This window comes from Allobosea sp. (assembly GCF_048595345.1).
GTDB lineage: Bacteria > Pseudomonadota > Alphaproteobacteria > Rhizobiales > Beijerinckiaceae > Allobosea.
On sequence record NZ_JBMDWH010000138.1, the window covers coordinates 1 to 17,828 of the forward strand.

20 protein-coding genes are annotated in these 17,828 nt (G+C 67.0%); 12 read left to right on the forward strand and 8 right to left on the reverse strand.

Annotation, left to right across the window (positions count from 1 at the left end; translation table 11 throughout):
• Both ACOJTB_RS13350 and ACOJTB_RS13355 read right to left on the reverse strand, forming a co-directional pair.
• Positions 1–413, reverse strand: a 413-nt coding sequence (locus ACOJTB_RS13350; RefSeq protein WP_465248406.1) for a bestrophin-like domain, incomplete at its 3' end; no start/stop codon positions are given.
• Between the two features lie 179 nt (positions 414–592).
• Positions 593–871, reverse strand: coding sequence for a hypothetical protein (locus ACOJTB_RS13355; protein ID WP_420103015.1), 279 nt, complete (start codon positions 869–871; stop codon positions 593–595).
• Between the two features lie 141 nt (positions 872–1,012).
• Between ACOJTB_RS13355 and ACOJTB_RS13360 the strand changes: the two genes are divergently transcribed.
• On the forward strand, positions 1,013–1,180 hold the full coding sequence (locus ACOJTB_RS13360; RefSeq protein WP_420103016.1) for a hypothetical protein: 168 nt from the start codon (positions 1,013–1,015) through the stop codon (positions 1,178–1,180).
• 25 nt (positions 1,181–1,205) lie between these two features.
• On the opposite strand, the gene ACOJTB_RS13365 is transcribed toward ACOJTB_RS13360, so the two are convergent.
• Positions 1,206–1,412 (reverse strand): hypothetical protein, encoded by a 207-nt coding sequence (locus tag ACOJTB_RS13365; RefSeq protein ID WP_420103017.1) that lies wholly within the window; start codon positions 1,410–1,412, stop codon positions 1,206–1,208.
• Positions 1,413–1,652: 240 nt separating this feature from the next.
• Between ACOJTB_RS13365 and ACOJTB_RS13370 the strand changes: the two genes are divergently transcribed.
• Positions 1,653–2,195: a PRC-barrel domain-containing protein gene (locus ACOJTB_RS13370; protein ID WP_420103018.1), complete on the forward strand. Its 543-nt coding sequence runs from the start codon at positions 1,653–1,655 to the stop codon at positions 2,193–2,195.
• 88 nt (positions 2,196–2,283) lie between these two features.
• Here ACOJTB_RS13370 and ACOJTB_RS13375 read toward each other — a convergent pair whose 3' ends face one another.
• Complete coding sequence (locus tag ACOJTB_RS13375; RefSeq protein ID WP_420103019.1) at positions 2,284–3,801, reverse strand: NAD(P)H-hydrate dehydratase; 1,518 nt, start codon at positions 3,799–3,801, stop codon at positions 2,284–2,286.
• A 267-nt stretch (positions 3,802–4,068) separates the two neighbouring features.
• Between ACOJTB_RS13375 and ACOJTB_RS13380 the strand changes: the two genes are divergently transcribed.
• The 4 genes from ACOJTB_RS13380 (at position 4,069) to ACOJTB_RS13395 (ending at position 8,195) form a co-directional block, all read left to right on the forward strand.
• Positions 4,069–4,407, forward strand: a complete 339-nt coding sequence (locus tag ACOJTB_RS13380) for a P-II family nitrogen regulator (RefSeq protein ID WP_420103020.1) — start codon at positions 4,069–4,071, stop codon at positions 4,405–4,407.
• A gap of 98 nt (positions 4,408–4,505) precedes the next feature.
• A complete protein-coding gene (gene glnA, locus ACOJTB_RS13385; protein WP_420103021.1) occupies positions 4,506–5,915 on the forward strand; it encodes a type I glutamate--ammonia ligase in 1,410 nt (469 codons plus the stop codon).
• Positions 5,916–6,117: 202 nt separating this feature from the next.
• Positions 6,118–6,993 carry an FkbM family methyltransferase gene (locus tag ACOJTB_RS13390; RefSeq protein ID WP_420103022.1) on the forward strand — a complete coding sequence of 292 codons (876 nt, stop codon included), beginning with the start codon at positions 6,118–6,120 and terminating at the stop codon, positions 6,991–6,993.
• A 59-nt stretch (positions 6,994–7,052) separates the two neighbouring features.
• Positions 7,053–8,195, forward strand: coding sequence for a glycosyltransferase (locus ACOJTB_RS13395; protein ID WP_420103023.1), 1,143 nt, complete (start codon positions 7,053–7,055; stop codon positions 8,193–8,195).
• A 52-nt stretch (positions 8,196–8,247) separates the two neighbouring features.
• Here ACOJTB_RS13395 and ACOJTB_RS13400 read toward each other — a convergent pair whose 3' ends face one another.
• Complete coding sequence (locus ACOJTB_RS13400) at positions 8,248–8,433, reverse strand: hypothetical protein (RefSeq protein WP_420103024.1); 186 nt, start codon at positions 8,431–8,433, stop codon at positions 8,248–8,250.
• Between the two features lie 300 nt (positions 8,434–8,733).
• Here ACOJTB_RS13400 and parE point away from each other — a divergent pair, with 300 nt between their 5' ends.
• Both parE and ACOJTB_RS13410 read left to right on the forward strand, forming a co-directional pair.
• Positions 8,734–10,851, forward strand: a complete 2,118-nt coding sequence (parE, locus tag ACOJTB_RS13405; RefSeq protein WP_420103025.1) for a DNA topoisomerase IV subunit B — start codon at positions 8,734–8,736, stop codon at positions 10,849–10,851.
• 312 nt (positions 10,852–11,163) lie between these two features.
• Positions 11,164–11,424 (forward strand): hypothetical protein, encoded by a 261-nt coding sequence (locus tag ACOJTB_RS13410; protein WP_420103026.1) that lies wholly within the window; start codon positions 11,164–11,166, stop codon positions 11,422–11,424.
• A gap of 43 nt (positions 11,425–11,467) precedes the next feature.
• Here the strand turns inward: ACOJTB_RS13410 and ACOJTB_RS13415 are convergent, their stop codons facing one another.
• Positions 11,468–12,163, reverse strand: coding sequence for an alpha/beta fold hydrolase (locus tag ACOJTB_RS13415; protein ID WP_420103027.1), 696 nt, complete (start codon positions 12,161–12,163; stop codon positions 11,468–11,470).
• A gap of 162 nt (positions 12,164–12,325) precedes the next feature.
• Between ACOJTB_RS13415 and ACOJTB_RS13420 the strand changes: the two genes are divergently transcribed.
• Together ACOJTB_RS13420 and ACOJTB_RS13425 are read left to right on the forward strand one after the other, a co-directional pair.
• The gene (locus ACOJTB_RS13420; RefSeq protein ID WP_420103028.1) at positions 12,326–13,786 is read left to right on the forward strand and encodes a DEAD/DEAH box helicase; all 1,461 of its coding nucleotides are present in this window, start codon (positions 12,326–12,328) and stop codon (positions 13,784–13,786) included.
• A 181-nt stretch (positions 13,787–13,967) separates the two neighbouring features.
• Entirely contained in the window at positions 13,968–15,020 is a 1,053-nt protein-coding gene (locus ACOJTB_RS13425) for a GGDEF domain-containing protein (RefSeq protein WP_420103029.1), read from the forward strand.
• A 42-nt stretch (positions 15,021–15,062) separates the two neighbouring features.
• Here ACOJTB_RS13425 and ACOJTB_RS13430 read toward each other — a convergent pair whose 3' ends face one another.
• A complete protein-coding gene (locus ACOJTB_RS13430; protein ID WP_420103030.1) occupies positions 15,063–15,449 on the reverse strand; it encodes a HesB/IscA family protein in 387 nt (128 codons plus the stop codon).
• Between the two features lie 187 nt (positions 15,450–15,636).
• On the opposite strand from ACOJTB_RS13430, the gene ACOJTB_RS13435 reads away from it, so the two are divergent.
• Together ACOJTB_RS13435 and ACOJTB_RS13440 are read left to right on the forward strand one after the other, a co-directional pair.
• The gene (locus tag ACOJTB_RS13435) at positions 15,637–16,719 is read left to right on the forward strand and encodes a malate/lactate/ureidoglycolate dehydrogenase (RefSeq protein ID WP_420103031.1); all 1,083 of its coding nucleotides are present in this window, start codon (positions 15,637–15,639) and stop codon (positions 16,717–16,719) included.
• Positions 16,716–17,075: an MmcQ/YjbR family DNA-binding protein gene (locus ACOJTB_RS13440; RefSeq protein WP_420103032.1), complete on the forward strand. Its 360-nt coding sequence runs from the start codon at positions 16,716–16,718 to the stop codon at positions 17,073–17,075. Before ACOJTB_RS13435 ends, ACOJTB_RS13440 begins: the two co-directional genes overlap by 4 nt.
• Here ACOJTB_RS13440 and ACOJTB_RS13445 read toward each other — a convergent pair.
• Positions 17,072–17,828: PhzF family phenazine biosynthesis protein (locus tag ACOJTB_RS13445; protein WP_420103033.1), on the reverse strand; the 757-nt coding region annotated here is incomplete at its 5' end. The genes ACOJTB_RS13440 and ACOJTB_RS13445 overlap by 4 nt on opposite strands.

The window sequence follows — 17,828 nt, forward strand, 5'->3', positions numbered from 1 at the left end:
GTCGCGTCCTCACCCGTCACCGCCATGCCGCCGACATTGGGCATGCCCTCGGCGGCGGGCGGCGGCTCCGCCGGCCAGGTGCTCGCGATGGCGGCGGCGGTGTAGCGCCGCAGGGTCAGGCGCGGCGCTTCCGCCGGCGGCCCGAGCACGCGCAGGCATTGGTCGAGCCGGGCCAGATGCCCGGCGAAGAGCGAGCGATTGCGATCGGCGAGATCGAAGGCGGAACGCGCGGAGGACAGTTGCAGGCTGAGCACCAGCGCCGCGAAGGTGACGAGCAGCCCGGTCACGAGCCGCAGCGCATCCATGGTTTCCTTGGTCAGATGAGCTTCGCCCAGCCGGTCCCGCAACACCGTGCCACCGAGCGCACTCATGCAGAACAGCATGAGAAAGGCGAATCCGACGAGAATGTCCATGTCACCGTTCCAATGGCCGCAGGGACGCTAAAGCATCGCACCGAAAACGGAAATCGGACCGGATGGACATCCGTTGCGGTCGAAAGAGGGGCGACCGGTCGGATCGCGCCGCGCGAAGGCGCGAGGCTCGAGGACGATCCCGGCGCATGGCGACCGCGTCGGTTCCGAGGCGCGATGGTCTAGCCGAGCCGGCGCGTCACGCCACGGCCGAGGGGCTGTGCCGGCAGTCGCGGCGGCGGAGCCGCGCCGCCCGGCACGGCATAGGCCCCGCCGAGGCCGAGCGCCGGCCAGCCATGATCCATGTAGCCGTCGAGTTCCCAGCACCGCAGGCGGACGCGCTCGGCCTCGGTGGTCGCGTCCGCGCACATCGAAACCTGCGAGCGCCGCCAGAAGGCGCGGGCTTCTCCCGATGGCAGGACGGCGGCGCAAAGCAGCATGGCAAGCAGCAGCCGGTGCATCGAAAGCTCTCCCTCTGCAGCCAGCACATGCGCCGCTTTGCCTTGCGGAAGCCTTAAGCCCCGTGGAACCGTGAGGCCTTTCGGCCGTCGATAGACCGGCAGCCGGACCGGCCTGGCTGCCTCACCGGCAGGAGAGATCTGATGAAAGAGCCCATCGTGATCCACAGCGAAGAAGATTACGACCGCGCCCAGCAGCGGGTCGAGGAGCTGAACGCGGCCGCCGACAGCCCGGAAAAGGACAAGGAGCTGGAAGCGATCGCGGAGGCGATGCTGGCGTTCGAACTGCGGCGAGACGAGGCGCAGGATTGAGGCGGCAGCGAAAAGCGCAGCCGGCTCAATAATCGTTGCTGGAGTTCAGTTGCTCCGGCTTCAGCCCCTCATCGGCGGCGTCGCTCTGCGAGCCGCCATAGGCTCGTAGCGCCTGCTCCACGATCGCGGCGATCGCGGCCTGCCTGCCGCTGCCGGGGGCCGTGGCCGCGATGTAGCGATCGAGCGCCTCGATCTGGGCGTCGTCCATTGAAATCTCGATCCCTGCGGACATCATGCATCCTTTCATGGAACAGCCGCGCTGCTGCGGCGTTTCTCAAGCATACAGGACCATGTCGCGGCGATGACGGCAAGATCATCGGCGCAGTCACATCGGGCGGGACCCTCGCAGGTGTCCGGATCGATTTGCCTTCGTCGATCGTGATCTGGCGGATCTGCGCGGCATGAGACGATCTCGTCCTGGAGCATTCGTTCAACACGACAGCTCGATGCGAGCTCAACAGGAGGACATTCCATGAAGCGTCACCTTATTCTCGCCACGCTCAGCGCCACTCTGCTGGCCGGCGCCGCCATTGCCCAGACGGCCTCGCCGAACCCGCCGTCTTCGACGACCGCCCCCGCCGCCTCGACCACCAGCAAGGCCGGCGAGACCAATCTCACCGGCCAGGGCAAATGGCGCGCGTCGAAGCTGATGGGCGTGGACATCTATGGCCCGGACGACAAGAAGGTCGGCGACGTCACCGAGGTCATCTTGGACAAGACCGGCAAGATCGAGATGGTGACCGTTGGCGTCGGCGGCTTCCTCGGCATCGGCTCGAAGGATGTCGCGATCCCGTTCGAGCAGGTCACCTGGAGCGATCAGCCGATGGCTGCGGCCGCCCCTGCCCCGGCGGCGGGCGCTCCGGCGGGGACCACCGCCAGCCCGAGCAGCATGCCGGCGGCTCCCGCCAGCGCCACGGCGCCGCGTGCTCCGATGATGTATCCCGACCACGGCAAGATCACCATGACCAAGGATCAGCTGAACGCCGCCCCGGCGGTGACCTATTCGGGCTCCTGATCCCGAGCATCCGATCTGTTGGAGGGCCCGCCGCAAGGCGGGCCTTCTGCCGTTTCAGGGGCAACGCCCCGTCGTCGCGCCATCCGCCTCACCCCGCAGGCAGGCCTCGCATCAGATGCGGCAACGCCTCCGGCAGGTCGTCGGCGATCAGGCCGAAGCCGAGTTCCTCACCCGCGCGCCCATGCAGCCAGACCGCGGCGGCAGCGGCCTCGAAAGCTGGCATGCCCTGCGCGAGGAGACCCGCGATCATTCCGCCCAGGACGTCGCCGGAGCCTGCGGTGGCCAATGCGGCGCTTCCCGTCGTGTTGATCGCCGCGCGACCATCGGGCGCGGCGATGACGCTGTCTGCCCCCTTGTAGACGAGCACCGCACCGCTGTGGCGGGCGGCCGCTCTGGCGCGTTCGAGCTTGGAGGGAAGCGATGCAATCTCGGGCATAGCGCCGAACAAGCGCTGAAACTCTCCCTCATGCGGCGTCATCACCAGCGGCCTGCCGCGGTCGGCGAAGGGAAGAAGCCCTTTCCGAGCGATGAGCGTCAACGCATCGGCATCGAGCACCGTGGCGAGATTGGCGCCGGTCAGCGTCTGCAGCAATCCTTTCGCCCGCGCATCCAGCCCCAAGGCCGGACCGGCCAGAACCGCACCGAGCCGTCGATCCGAAAGCACATCGGCAAGCGCGTCCGCATCGGCGAGCGGCCGCTGCATCACAGCGTCCGGTCCGCGCGAGGCGTGGGCCAAAAGCGCCGAGGGCGCGCAATGGATCGTCACAAGCCCGGCCCCGATCCGCAGGGCCGCCCGGCCTCCCAGGCGCGGCGCCCCGACGCTTGCAACGCCGCCCGCCAGCACGGCGACAGCGCCGCGCGAGAATTTATGCGTGCCGGCATCATGCGCCGGCCAGGACGACCGCCAGAGCTCGGGCGCATTGCGCCAGGTTTGCGGGTCGAGTTGATCTAGCACTTCGGCGGGAATGCCGATCTCAGCCAGAGTGACCATGCCGCAGAGCGCGCGGCCGGGCAGCAGCAGATGGCCCGGCTTGAGCCGAAAGAAGGTCACCGTCTCGCTCGCCCGCACCACGGGCCCATGCGCCCCCCCGGTGTCGGCATCGAGCCCGCTCGGTACATCCACGGCGAGGATGGGCAGGCCGGAGCCGTTCATGCGCTCGATCGCCACCGCGGCCTCCCCCGCCACGGCCCGCGTGAGGCCGGCGCCGAAGAGCGCGTCGATGAAGAGGCGGGGCGGCGTCGCGATGGCGGTCTCGGCCAGGGATCGAACAGGCCCGTTCCAGCGGCGGAACGCTTCGGCCGCATCGCCTTTCAGCGCTTCCGGCGCTCCCAGCATCCCGATCTCGACAGCAAAGCCCCTCTCGCGCAGCACACGCCCCGCGACGAAACCGTCACCGCCATTGTTGCCCGGCCCGCACAGGATCGCGACCGGCACTGCCCCCTCGGGATTTGCGAGCCCGGCAGCGGCATCGGCGACGGCACGCCCTGCCGCTTCCATCAGGGCGATGCCCGCAATGCCGGTAGCCGTCGCGAAGCGATCCGCCGCGCGCATCTGCTCGACCGTCAGGAGGGCCGCTTCGCTTGCGATCATGCCGTGCTCGTTCATGGCCCGCCTCGATGCCTCATCGTCGACGCTGACGACGCAGGATGGCAACCGCGCGCGATCGGCTCATTTGCATATTTAATAGGCAAATGCTCGATTAAACTGCTGTTTTCTGCCTGATGATCAGGCGCTTCGCGAGGGGTGGGCGCGTAGCCGGGCGAATGCGCCGATGCTATGAGCATTGTCGAATGCGGAGCTTCGGGTCCGGCGCCTTCCACGCCGAGCGTCCGGGGCCTCATGGAACGGAAGCGCGAGGAGGCCTGTCGGCGCATGAAGAAGATCGAAGCGATCATCAAGCCGTTCAAGCTGGACGAGGTGAAGGAAGCGCTTCAGGAGGTCGGGCTGCAGGGGATCACCGTGCTGGAGGCCAAGGGCTTCGGCCGGCAGAAGGGCCACACCGAACTGTATCGCGGCGCCGAATACGTCGTCGACTTCCTGCCGAAGGTGAAGATCGAAATCGTGCTGGGCGACGACATGGTCGACCGCGCCATAGAGGCGATCATGAAGGCCGCGCAGACCGGCCGGATCGGCGATGGCAAGATTTTTGTATCCAGTGTCGAGGGGGCTATCCGCATCCGCACCGGAGAGTCCGGCGCCGACGCGATCTGACGCGCCTTCGACGCGACCGAGATCACGGGCCGCCGGGCGAGTTGGATCCGCCGGGAGCCCGCGAGTTTGAGAAACTGCTGGCAAGAGGAATGCTGACAATGAAAAGCGCCAAGGATGTCCTGAAGGCGATCAAGGACAACGACGTCAAATACGTCGACTTCCGCTTCACCGACCCGCGCGGCAAGTGGCAGCACGTGACCTTCGACGTCACCATGATCGACGAGGACATCTTCGCCGAGGGCACGATGTTCGACGGCTCCTCGATCGCCGGCTGGAAGGCCATCAACGAGTCCGACATGCTGCTGATGCCGGATCCGACCACCGCGGTCATGGATCCGTTCTTCTCGGCGCCGACGATGGTCATCAACTGCGACGTGCTCGAGCCCGCCACCGGCGAGCCCTATGGTCGCGATCCGCGCGGCATCGCCAAGAAGGCCGAGGCCTATCTGAAGTCGACCGGCATCGGCGACACGATCTTCGTCGGCCCCGAAGCCGAATTCTTCGTCTTCGACGACGTCAAGGTCTCCGCCGACCCGTACCATACCGTCTTCAAGCTGGACAATGTCGAGCTGCCGACCAACGGCCAGACCGACTACGAGGGCGGCAATCTCGGCCACCGCATCGCGACGAAGGGCGGCTACTTCCCGGTTCCGCCGCAGGACTCGGCGCAGGACATGCGCGGCGAGATGCTGGCGGCGATGGCGGCCATGGGCGTCAAGGTCGAGAAGCACCATCACGAGGTCGCCTCGGCACAGCACGAACTCGGCATGAAGTTCGACACGCTGACCCACATGGCCGACCAGATGCAGGTCTATAAGTACGCGATCCACAACGTCGCTCAGAGCTACGGCAAGACCGCGACCTTCATGCCGAAGCCGATCTATGGCGACAACGGCTCGGGCATGCACGTTCACCAGTCGATCTGGAAGGGCGGCAAGCCGATCATGGCCGGCAACAAATATGCCGACCTGTCGCAGGAGTGCCTGTGGTACATCGGCGGCATCATCAAGCACGCCAAGTCGCTGAACGCCTTCACCAACCCGTCGACCAACTCCTACAAGCGCCTGGTCCCGGGCTACGAGGCCCCCGTCCTGCTCGCCTATTCGGCCCGCAACCGTTCGGCCTCGTGCCGTATTCCGTGGACGACCTCGCCGAAGGCCAAGCGCGTCGAAGTCCGTTTCCCGGATCCGATGGCGAACCCCTATCTCGCCTTCGCCGCGATGCTGATGGCCGGCCTCGACGGCATCATCAACAAGATCGACCCCGGCCCGGCGATGGACAAAGACCTCTACGACCTGCCGCCGCGCGAGCTGAAGAAGATCCCGACGGTCTGCGGTTCGCTGCGCGAGGCGCTGGATGCGCTGAAGAAGGACAACGCCTATCTCAAGGCCGGCGGCGTCTTCAACGATGACTTCATCGAGAGCTATATCGAACTCAAGATGCAGGATGTGGCGCGCTTCGAAATGACGCCGCACCCGGTCGAGTTCTCGATGTATTACTCCTACTGAGGATCGCGGCCGGCGCCTTGGCGCCTGCCAGATTTCCTCCCGGCCGCGCATGGCGCGGCCCAACTCGACAGCCGGGGCGCCCTGCGCTCCGGCTTTTTCACGTGCAGAACCGGGCACCGGCCCCGCGATCCAGCCCGGGTTAAAGCTTCGGTAGAGTGTCTGATCTAGCCTTCCGGCCGCCATGCGATGGCCGGAGAGGCGGATGTCGAAGATCAAAGAGTCACGGACGACCTATGCCGTGCGCCGGGCACATGACCTGCTCGTCAAGGCGATCGTCCCCAGCGTGCGCCGGCATTTGCCGCCTCAGCCGCGGCTGGCGGTGATCCCCACCGATTATCTCGGGATTTCGATCATCGGCAACGGCATCTATGAACGTCGGGAGATCGCCTTTCTCAAGCGTCTCTTCTCGGATCTGGGCCTGTCCACGGAGGTCTATCTCGATATCGGCGGCAATATCGGCAATCACGCGATCGCCTTCGCGGACACGTTCGGCGAGGTCGTCGCCTTCGAACCGAACCCGCCCATCGCCTCGCTGTTCAAGACCAATCTCTTGCTCTCGGGCGTGACCAATGTCCGGCTGCACGAGGTCGGGCTCGGGCGCACAGACGCCGATCTCAAGTTCTCGCTGCTGCAGGACGGCAATGACGGCAGTGGCAGCTTCGCATCCGGCAAGGGAGACCTCGTCCTGCCGGTTCGCCAGGGCGATCAGTATCTGGCGCAGCACGAGCCTGAGATCGCGAGCGGCGCCAAGCGCATCGGCTTCGTGAAATGCGATGTCGAAGGCTTCGAGGCCGATGTCTTCGCCGGGCTGCGCGGGACCTTCGCCCGGCATCGCCCGATCCTCGCCTTCGAGAGCAATCACAAGGCGGATGGCGAAAAGGCCTGGGCGGAGCTGCGTGCGGCGGGCTTCGACACCCTGTCCTGCCTGCGCGAAACCGGCGACGACGGCAGCCGTCCGGTGCAGGAGCTCAAGCGCTGGGTTCTCGGCTATTCCTGCTGGGCCGAGCCCATCGAAAGCATTCCCGACAGGCGCTGCAACCTGCTCGCCAGCTTCGGGCCCCTGGCGAAACAAGGCTGACGCCGGCCAGCTCCGGCAGAAAACCAGACAGACCCGCACCCTCGACCCTGCCAAGGTCCATGCATCCTTCCTCTCCTTCCGTCGTGATCTTCGGCTCGTCCCGGCCCGTGACCTGCGCGGTGATGGATTACGCGCACCGGCTGGCCGATGCGATCAATGCGCGCCGGCCGGGCTTCATCGCGATCGAGACGATCGAGCCCGAAAGACCGGCCGCCTTTGTCGGGGCGATCGTGAGGGCCCTGCGCAGCGGGCGGATCGTGCATTTCCAGTTGCCCATCGAAGGCTGGGGCAATGCGCTCCTGCCCGGGGTTGTGCTGATGGCGGCGCGGCTGATGACGCGACGCGGCAAGATCGTGATTTCGCTGCATGAATGGATGTCGCTCAACCCGCTGCGCCACCTCTCGCTGGTGCCCGATCTTCTGGCGTCGGACGCCTTCGTCTTCGTCTCCCGCCAGCAGCGCGAGAGCTTCCTGACCACGCCGCTGGTCGGGCGGGCGAAGAAGGAGGCCGCCCCGGTGATCCCGATCGGCCCCAACATCATGCCGGCGCAGATCGATCCCGAGCGGGTCGCGGCAGAGCGCGTCCGCCTGCTGGCGAGCGGCGAGAGGCGGGCGGAGCTGGTGGTGGGTTTCTTCGGCGCGCTCTACACCAGCAAGCGGCCCGACATGCTGCTGCGGACGCTGGCGGCCCTGCACCAGCGGGGAACGAATGCCCGGCTCCTGGTGTGCGGCGATTTCCTCTGGGACAAGCCGCAGGACAGGCAGGCGTTCCTGGACCTCGCGGATGAGCTGGGCATCCGCGACTGGCTGGATTTTCGCGGACGTATCGACGACGAGGGCGAGCTGATGGCGACTCTCTCGGCGGCGGACGTCTTTCTGCTGCCGTTCACCGACGGCATCAGCACGCGCCGCGGAAGTTTCCTCGCGATCAGCCAGATCGCCGCGCCTCTGGTCTCGACGCGGCCCGAGCGAAGCGACGAGTTCGACGACACTCCGGTTCTTCGCGCCAAGATCGAAAGCCCCGCGACGATCCTTTGTGCGGTGGATGCGTCAGCGGACGATTTCGCCGAGGCGATCCTGCTCGCCGACAGGAATCGGGCATCGGCGGCACCGGTCGAGCTGAACGCGCTGTGGGACGACGCCGCGGTCGCGCATCTGGCCTTCTACGACGGGCTGTCGCAGCCATCGCCATCGGCGTCGTAGCGGCCATTCAGGCTCGATGGCGACGGGGCTTGGCCGTAACTGGCGGATCTCGTCAGCGCAGGGCCAGGATGGCGAGCCCAAACCCTGCGATCACTGCGGCGACACACCACAACAACCGGGACGACACCGTGCTCGGAAGGGCCAACGGCTCTTCATAGCCGAAGCTTTCTCCGGCGAGCCGGGCGGAGCGCTCCAGCTTCGCGATATGGCCGGCCGGTGCAGACTGACGCGACTTCACGACGTATCCCCCCGTCTGATTGCCGCCTGTTCCGGGTGTACCGGACGAGCGGTCGTCACTGTGAATCATCCTCACCCGTGCCGCTTAACGCCGGCTGAACGGCGCAGGTTCCCCGCCGCCATCCCAGTCGCCGGTGACGGGAGCGTGACAGCCCGCCATCTCTGCGGCGCACTCCTGCCGCCCCATGTCCGCAGACGGGTTTTTCCAGGGGATGAGGGCGGTTATAACCGGCGCCGCCGGCGCATCCGTGAGATCGATGCGCTAAGATCAGTTTTGGCGAATCGGGAAGTTCTGGCCACGATGACGGAGAATGGCGACCTCTTCGGTGGGGAGCCGGCGCAGCCTGCGTCGGGCGGAGCCGCGCTGCCTCCGGCGCAGCCCCCTGCCCCCGCGACGCCACGAGCGGCTCGCTCGGCCGGAACCGCGGCCAGCACGCCTGCCCCGCCCGCTTCCTCGCCTCGCCCGGGCACGCTGTCCGAAGCGAATTACGACGCTTCGGCCATCGAAGTGCTGGAAGGGCTGGAGCCGGTCAGGCGGCGTCCTGGCATGTATATCGGCGGGACGGATGAGCGGGCTCTGCATCATCTCTTTGCCGAGGTCATCGACAACTCGATGGACGAGGCGGTCGCCGGCCATGCCAGCTTCATCGAAGTCGAGCTGCTGGAGGACGGCTCGCTGGCGGTGACGGATAACGGACGCGGCATCCCGGTCGACCCGCACCCGAAATTTCCGGGCAAGTCGGCGCTCGAAGTCATCATGACCACGCTCCATGCCGGCGGAAAGTTCGACTCCAAAGCCTACGAGACCTCCGGCGGCCTGCATGGCGTCGGCGTCTCAGTGGTCAATGCCCTCTCCGATCGACTCGAGGTCGAGGTCGCGCGCGGCAAGATGCTGTACCGCCAGCGCTTCTCGCGTGGCATTCCTCAGGGGCCGCTGGAAACGGTCGGCGCCGTCGCCAACCGGCGCGGCACCCGCGTCACCTTCCACCCCGACGCGCAGATCTTCGGCGAGCTGGCGCGGTTCGAGCCGGCGCGGCTGTTCCGCATGGCGCGATCGAAGGCCTATCTGTTCGGCGGCGTCGAAATCCGCTGGCGCTGCGCGCCCTCGCTGCTGAAGCCCGAGGGGGATGTCGCGGCGGAGGCGGTCTTCAAGTTTCCCGGCGGCCTGCGCGACTATCTGGGGCGCGAGATCGAAGGCAAGGATCTCGTCGCCGAGCCGATCTTTTCGGGGAAGATCACCCGCGAGGGCAGCCACGGCTCGCTGGAATGGGCGGTGGCCTGGCTCGCCACCGGGGAGGACGGCTTCGCTTCCTCCTATTGCAACACCATTCCGACCCCCGAGGGCGGCACGCATGAGCAAGGGCTGCGCATCGCGCTGCTGCGGGGCTTGCGCGATCATGCCGAGCGCATCGGCCAGTCCAAGCGCATGGCGCAGGTCACCTCCGACGATGTGATGGCGACCTGCGCGGCCATGCTTTCGGTCTTCATCCGCGAGCCGGAATTCCAGGGCCAGACCAAGGACAAGCTCGCCACGCTGGAAGCCTCGCGCATCGTCGAGAACGCCGTGCGCGACGCCTTCGACCACTGGCTCGCGGCAGCTCCGCAACAGGCGCTGCGACTGCTCGACTGGTCGGTCGACCGGGCCGAGGAACGCTTGCGCCGGCGCCTCGAAAAGGAGGTCTCGCGCAAAACCGCGACGCGCAAGCTGCGCCTGCCGGGCAAGCTGGCCGATTGCTCCAATGCCGGGGCGGCGGGCTCCGAACTCTTCATCGTCGAGGGCGATTCCGCCGGCGGCTCGGCCAAGCAGGCGCGCAATCGCGCCAATCAGGCAATCCTGCCCCTGCGCGGCAAAATCCTGAACGTCGCCAACGCCACGCGCGAGAAGCTGAACCAGAACCAGCAGCTCGCCGATCTCATCCTGGCGCTGGGCTGCGGCATCGGCACCCAGTTCCGCGAGGATGATCTGCGCTACGAGAAGGTGATCGTGATGACCGACGCCGATGTCGACGGCGCGCATATCGCCTCGCTACTCGTCACCTTCTTCTGGCGCCAGACGCCGAAGCTGATCGAAAAGGGGCATCTGTATCTCGCCGTGCCGCCGCTCTATCGGCTCCAGCACGGCGGCAAGAGCATCTACGCCCGCAACGACGCCCATAAGGACGAATTGCTGGAGACGGTTTTCAAGGGCAAGAAGCCCGAGATCTCGCGCTTCAAGGGCCTCGGCGAAATGATGCCGCAGCAGCTCAAGGAGACGACGATGGACCCGAGCAAGCGCATCCTGCTCAAGGTCATGGTCGATCACGAGACCAAGGAGGAAACCTCCGATACGGTCGAGCGGCTGATGGGGAACAAGCCCGAAGCCCGTTTCAGCTTCATCCAGGAACGGGCCGCCTTCGCAGCCGAGCTGATCGACCTGTGAGGCGTTGCGAGCCCGGCGCCCTGGCGGCGGCGCGGCTCGGACTGAGCGACGCCCCATTCCGGGCCAGCTGAAGGTGCCGGACCGCGATCTCAGCCTTGCGCTTTTTGCGCCGCCGCCAACCGGCGGCTGGTGCCGGCGACCCAGGTCGCGGCCAACATGAAACGTCTATGGGCACGAGCCGCCCCGCGAGGCCTCAGCCGATGCGCCAGTAACCTTTCGACGATCGTGGAAAGCTCCGGCTAACCAAGCTTTTACCGCTCCCGGCTATGTTTCGATGCATCGGCCCGCTTCACGGGAGCCGCGGAGAGCGCGATGCGCCTGGTCAGCATCTTCTGGAAGAACGAGCGCGGCACGGTCGTGGCCGACATCGCCAAGGCAGGCGCCGGCATCGCCTTCCTCTCCGTCGTGGCCGCGAATTTCGTGTCGCAGAAGACGCCCGATCTCGATCGTGATCGTCTGGCCCAGGCCTCGCTGGCCGCTTCCCGCCGCCAACCCGTCGATCCCATGGTCACCGGCTCGGTCAGCAAGGCGGCGGGCGATACACGGCTCGACCCCTGCGTCATGCCACGCTGACGGCGCGCCTGCCTGACGGGCGCGGCGCGACGGAGCGTTCCCGTCAGGCCAGCCAGCGCCTGAGTGCAGTCGTGACCGGCTCGGGTGCCTCGAGCGTCGACAGGTGGCCGCAGTCTGGGATGATCGCCAGTTCGGCCGTACCGCCCGCCAGCGCGGCCATGTCGCGAGCTTCCTCCACGGGTGTTATCTCGTCCTCCTCACCGACCAGGATCAGCGTCGGCTTGTCGAAGCCGCGCAACAGCGGGCGGGAGTCCGGCCGGCCCATGATCGCGGTCTGCTGCCGCACGAAACCTACCGCGCCGATGGCTTCGGCCATCCCACGCACGACGAGGCGCAGCGGCTCGTCGGTGAGGCGCGCCGGCGCGACGAGCCGTTGCCAGAGCAGAGTGGTGACATTGTCGTAGGCGCCCTTCTGCGCGAGCGCGATCATCTGCGCGCGCGGCTCGTTGGTCTGCGGCGTCGCGGGCTTGGCGCTGGTGTCCAGCAGTGCGAGCCGGGTGACCCGCTCCGGCGCCCGCCGCAGCACTTCGAAGGCGATATAGCCGCCCATCGACAGCCCGCAGAGCGCGAAGCGCGGCGGTGCGGCGGCCAGGAGCCGCTCAGCGATACCGGCGAGGCTGTCGTCCCGCGCATGGTCGGCGACCAGAACTAGCCGGCCGGCCGAGAGCTCAACCCATTGGGGGGCGTAAAGCGCCGCCGTGCAACTGAGGCCGGGAACGAGAACGAGCGGTTCCGTCATGGGCAGCCAGAGTCCTTTTCGAGGCTAGAAGATTGACTTTGCCGCGCTTTCTGCGCATTCCACAGGGGTCCGAAGGCGCGCAAATCCTGTTGTCGCGCCAGCGAGCGGTTGAGCAGGTCATCCCGCCCGCATGCCACCGACCCTGAAGAAGCGCCAAACGCGATGTCATTTGCCGAACTCGGCCTAAGCGAAAAGGTTCTGACGGCCGTCACGGCCGCAGGCTATAGCACGCCGACCCCCATCCAGGCCCAGGCCATTCCCCATGTCCTCGCCCGCAAGGACGTTCTGGGCATCGCCCAGACCGGCACGGGCAAGACGGCGGCCTTCACGCTGCCGATGTTGACCATCCTCGAAAACGGCCGGGCCAGGGCGCGCATGCCGCGTACGCTGATCCTCGAGCCGACGCGCGAATTGGCGGCGCAGGTCGAGGAAAACTTCACCCGCTACGGCTCGAACCAGAAGCTCTCCGTCGCCCTGCTGATCGGCGGCGTCTCCTTCGGCGACCAGGATGCAAAGATCACCCGCGGCGTCGATGTGCTGATCGCCACGCCGGGGCGCCTGCTCGACCATGTCGAGCGCGGCAAGCTGCTGCTCACCGGCGTCGAGCTGCTTGTCATCGACGAGGCGGACCGCATGCTCGACATGGGGTTCATCCCCGATATTGAGCGCGTGTGCAAGCTGGTGCCGTTCACCCGGCAGACGCTGTTCTTTACGGCGACCATGCCGCCGGAGATCACGCGCATTTCCGAGCAGTTCCTTCACAATCCGGTGCGGATCGAGGTCTCCCGTCCAGCGAGCACGGCGACCACCATCACCCAGCGGCTGGTCGCGTCCAATGCGCAGGATTTCGAGAAGCGCGAGACGCTGCGCCGGCTGATCAAGGGCGCCACCGACCTGCAGAACGCGATCGTCTTCTGCAACCGCAAGCGCGATGTGGCGACCCTGCACAAATCGTTGCAGAAGCATGGCTTCCCAGCCGTCGCGCTGCATGGCGACATGGATCAATATGCGCGTATGGCCGCTCTGGAATCGTTCCGGACGGGCGAGAATCCGATCCTCGTGGCTTCGGACGTCGCCGCCCGCGGGCTCGATATTCCGGCCGTCAGCCACGTCTTCAATTTCGACGTGCCGACCCATGCGGAGGACTATGTCCACCGCATCGGCCGCACGGGTCGCGCCGGGCGTCTGGGCGCCGCCTTCACCATCGTGACCCGCCATGACGACAAGCTGGTCGCCGCGGTGGAGAAGCTGACCGGCCAGAGCATCGCCTTCGAGGGTGCGGGGCTGGACTCCCTGCCCCCGGCCGAGCCGCGCGAGGAACGTCGCGGCGGGCGCCGTGACGAGAAGCGCGCCGGTGGCCGGGGCCGGAGCCGCAGTGAGCGGGCCCCGCGCGGGGAGGACGAGGTGCGGGAAGCAGTGCCCTCGCGCGCGCGCGAGGAGCGGCCCGAGCCGCGCCAGCGCGATCGCGAGACGCCGCCCGATCTGCGCAGCTCCCCGCCGCGCGCCGAGCCGGGGGAACAGCGCCGCAATCGCCGCCGCGAGCGCGAGGACGACGACGGACCGCAGGTGAAGGGGCTCGGCGATCATGTGCCGGCATTTCTGCTGCGCCCGGTTCGCTTATAAAATCTTACTATAATCAACAGCATTTTAACCACCTCGCCCTAGGGTCTTGCCGCTGCGGCTGAATAGAGTCGCAGTGAACGGGTGCTTGCCCTCTCTCCGGACAGGACGTCCCGCTTCGAGCGTTTGATCGGATCCGACGCGGCATGAGCCGCGCCCCGTATCGGGTGGGGATGGTGTTGAGATGAGCGACGCCCTGGGTTCCGCGCAGCACGACCTCGCCGATCGCGTCGTCGCGGCCATGCGCCAGTCCGAATCGCCGAGCTATCCGCGCGCGTTCGAGGTCTGGTACGCGCATCTCAGCGGTGAAATGCCTGCGGTCAGCATGGCGTTGAACGCGATCCTCGCCGGGAGCAACGGCAAGGTCACCGCCGCCGATATCGACAATCTCTATGAGCGCTTCATCAGCACCGAACGCTTCGCCAAACAGGCGGAGCGGACGAGCCTGCAAGTGATGGGCGAGATCGACGCCATGATGGCGCTGGTCGACAAGGCGCTCGGCTCCAGCGAAATCTACCATGGCCGCCTGACGGCGATGTCCGAGGATGTGCCACACCCCACCGATCGCCAGAAGCTGCGCGAATGGGTCGAGGCCCTCGTAATGTCGACCCGCGAGGAGGTCACCCGCAAAGCCCAGCTCGAGGCCGAGTTGCGCAACAGCGCCCACGAAATCCGCAACCTGCGCGAAGCGCTGGAATCCACCCGCGCCGAAGCGCTCACCGATCCGCTGACCGGGCTCGCCAACCGCCGCCATTTCGAGGAAATGCTGCAGAAGGCGATCGACGAGGCGACCCTCCGGCGCGAGCCCTTCGCCGTGGTGATGGCCGATATCGATTTCTTCAAGCGCTTCAACGACGCCCATGGCCATCTCACGGGCGACCAGGTGCTGAGGCTCGTCGCGCGCACGATGAAAGACAAGTTCAAGGAGAAGGCGATCATCAGCCGCTTCGGCGGCGAGGAATTCGCCATCATCCTGCCGGAAGCGGATGTGATCGCCGCCAAATTCGGGGCCGAGACCGTGCGTCAGGCGCTGCTGACGCGGGAACTCATCAAACGATCGACCAACGAAAATCTGGGGCGAATCACCATCTCCCTCGGCGTCGCGAGCTATCGCCGCGGCGACACATCAGGCTCCCTGGTGGACCGGGCGGATCAGGCGCTGATGCAGGCCAAGCGAGACGGGCGCAATCGCACCGTCACCGAGGACGCGACCGAGACGGCGAGCCGGGTCGCCTGAGCGGTCTCGCCGAGGCGTTGCCCGCAGCGGCCCTGCCTTCCGTCAGGACGCCGAAAGAGCGCCCTCGCTGCGCGGCTTGATCTCCACCGATTCCCCGCAGCCACAGGCCGATACCTGGTTGGGGTTGTTGAAGACGAAGGTCGCCGAAAAGCGATCGGTGCGGAAATCGAGCTCGGTGCCGAGCAGGAAGAGCACCGCCTTGGCATCGACGATGACGGTGGCGTCCTTCTCGGTCACGACCTCGTCGCCCTTCTCGATCTCGCGGGCGATCTCGAAGGTGTATTCCATGCCGGCGCAGCCGCCTTTCTTGACGCCGACGCGCAGACCGAGAGCGGGCACATCGGCGCCCGCCTGCGACATGATCTGCCGGATGCGTTCGGCCGCTGCATCGGTCAAGGATATGACCTTGAGCCCCGGAATGGAGAACATCGTTTTTCCCTCCTCGACCGGGTTCAAGGCCCGGTGAAGCAAGACATCAGCCCACAAGATAAGGACTGCGGGGCGCCGCGTCGAGATGCGGCGGCGCATGCGCTCCATCCAGCCAAGGCTCGTGCCGCACCATTGCGGCGCCGGGCCGCTCATGCACAGTTCCCGATCAAAGAGGAACGCCATCGCCATGACCCATCGCCTGCATCGGCCAGAAGACCTGCGCCGGCTCGTTCACGCCATGATCCTCGCCGCCGGCTGGACCGAGGCCGAGGCGCAGGAGACCGCCGAGCATCTCGTCCTCGCCAATCTCAGCGGCCATGACAGCCATGGCGTGGGAATGATCCCCCTTTACTTCCAGTCGCTTGCCGATGGGAACCTGAAGCCCGACGCGAAGGGCCGAATCCGCACCGAAGCACCGCCCTTCCTGATCATCGACGGCGCGGTCGCCCTCGGGCAGCCCAATGCCCGCAATGCGGTCGACCGCGCCTGCGCCATCGCCCGCGATCAGGGAGTGGCGATCGTCAATCTGCTGGATTCGCATCATATCGGCCGGATCGGCCATTATGCCGAGGTCGCCGCCGCTGCGGGGCTGGTCTCGTTCTTCTGGGTCAATGTCGCCGGCCGCCCGCCGATCGTGGCGCCCTATGGCGCGCGCGAGGCTCGCTTCGGCACCAATCCGCACGCGATCGGCGTGCCGGTGCCCAGCGGCGACCCGCTGATTCTCGATTTCGCCACCAGTCGCATGGCCCATGGCAAGGCCCGTGTCGCTCTCAACAAGGGCGAGCCGGTCCCCCCTGGCTACATCATCGACGGCCAAGGCCGGCCGACGACCGATCCGCGCCACGTCTTCGCGCAGGGCCTGACGGGCGACGAGACGCTCGGCGCGCTCCTGCCCTTCGGCGACCACAAGGGCGCCGGGCTGTCGCTGATCGCGGAACTGCTCTCCGCAGGGCTGATGGGCGCGGCCCGGATCGACGAGAAGCCCGAGAAGAGCTGGATCATCAATTCGCTCTTCGGCGTGGTGATCGATCCGGCCCGGCTGGAACCGGACGAGAGGCTGCGGCGCCGCCGCATCGACAGCTATCTCGCCTTCGTTCATGCGGCGGCGCCGCAGGACCCCGCCCAGCCCGTGCTGGTGCCCGGCGAGAAGGAAAGGCAGATGCGGGCCGCGCGCGCGGAGATCGGAATTCCGCTCGATGACGAGACCTGGTCGCAGATCGTCGCGGCCGCCGCACGGCACGGCATCGACGCCGAGCGCTACGGCTCGTGACGCGAGACCCGTACAACGCCTTCTGCGCGGGGCTCCCGGCGACGCTGCATGTCGTGCAATGGGGCGGTGCAGACGTCTGGAAGGTCGGCGACAAGGTCTTCGCCGTCGGCCGGCTGCAGGAGAGCGGCGAGATGGCGGTGAGCTTCAAATGCTCGCCGATGGCCTTCGACATTCTCAAGGATCAGCCCGGCCTGCGACCGGCGCCCTATCTCGCCTCGCGCGGGATGAAATGGGTGCAATGGCAGTCGCCCCAGAGCATGCCCGACGAGGTGCTGCGCGACTATCTGCGCGAAAGCCATAGGCTGGTTGCGCTCGGCCTGACCAAGCGGGCGCGGGCCGATCTGGGGCTCAGCTAGATCTCTACCGTGCCTTTGAACATCGGCACGCAACTGCCGCCGACGCGAGAGCGGTAGCCGTCCGCCGTGCGGCGCGCGGTGACGTGGAGCAGGCTCGGCCGGCCCATCTCGACCCCTTGCGTGATGGTGAAGGCGGCGTCATCGGCGCCGTCGAGCTTCAGCAGCAGGGCGCCCAGCGTGGCGCTGGCGCTGCCCGTCGCCGGGTCTTCCCAGGTGCCGCCGATGGGCGCGAACATGCGCGCACGGATGCGCTGGCCCTCGCGCGCATAGAGGAAAAGCGAAAACCGCCCTTCCAGCTCCGGGGTGGCGTCGCGCACGGCGCGGAAATGGCTGAGGTCCGGCGTGGCGCGGGACAGGGCCTCGCCGGTGACCTCGGCCAGCACGAAGAACACGCCCACCGAGGCGCGGACCGGCCGGTGGTTCGCGACGACGATATCCGACGCAGCAAGACCGGTACAGGCGGCGATAGCCTCCACCGACAGCTCGACCGTCGTCGTCAAAGGCTGCGGCGCGGCGATGACGGCACCGGTGACGGCTCCGCTCTCATCGCGCGTGACCTCGACCTCGACGAGGCCGGCGATCTCCTCGAAGCGCAGGGAGCCGCCCTCGCCCACCCGCTGCCGAGCCAGCACGAAGGCTGTCCCGACATTGGGATGCCCCGCGAAGGGCATCTCGACGCTGCGGGTGAAGATGCGCACGCGCGCGGTGTTAGCCGGATCCTCCGGCGGCAGGACGAAGGTCGTCTCGCTGTAG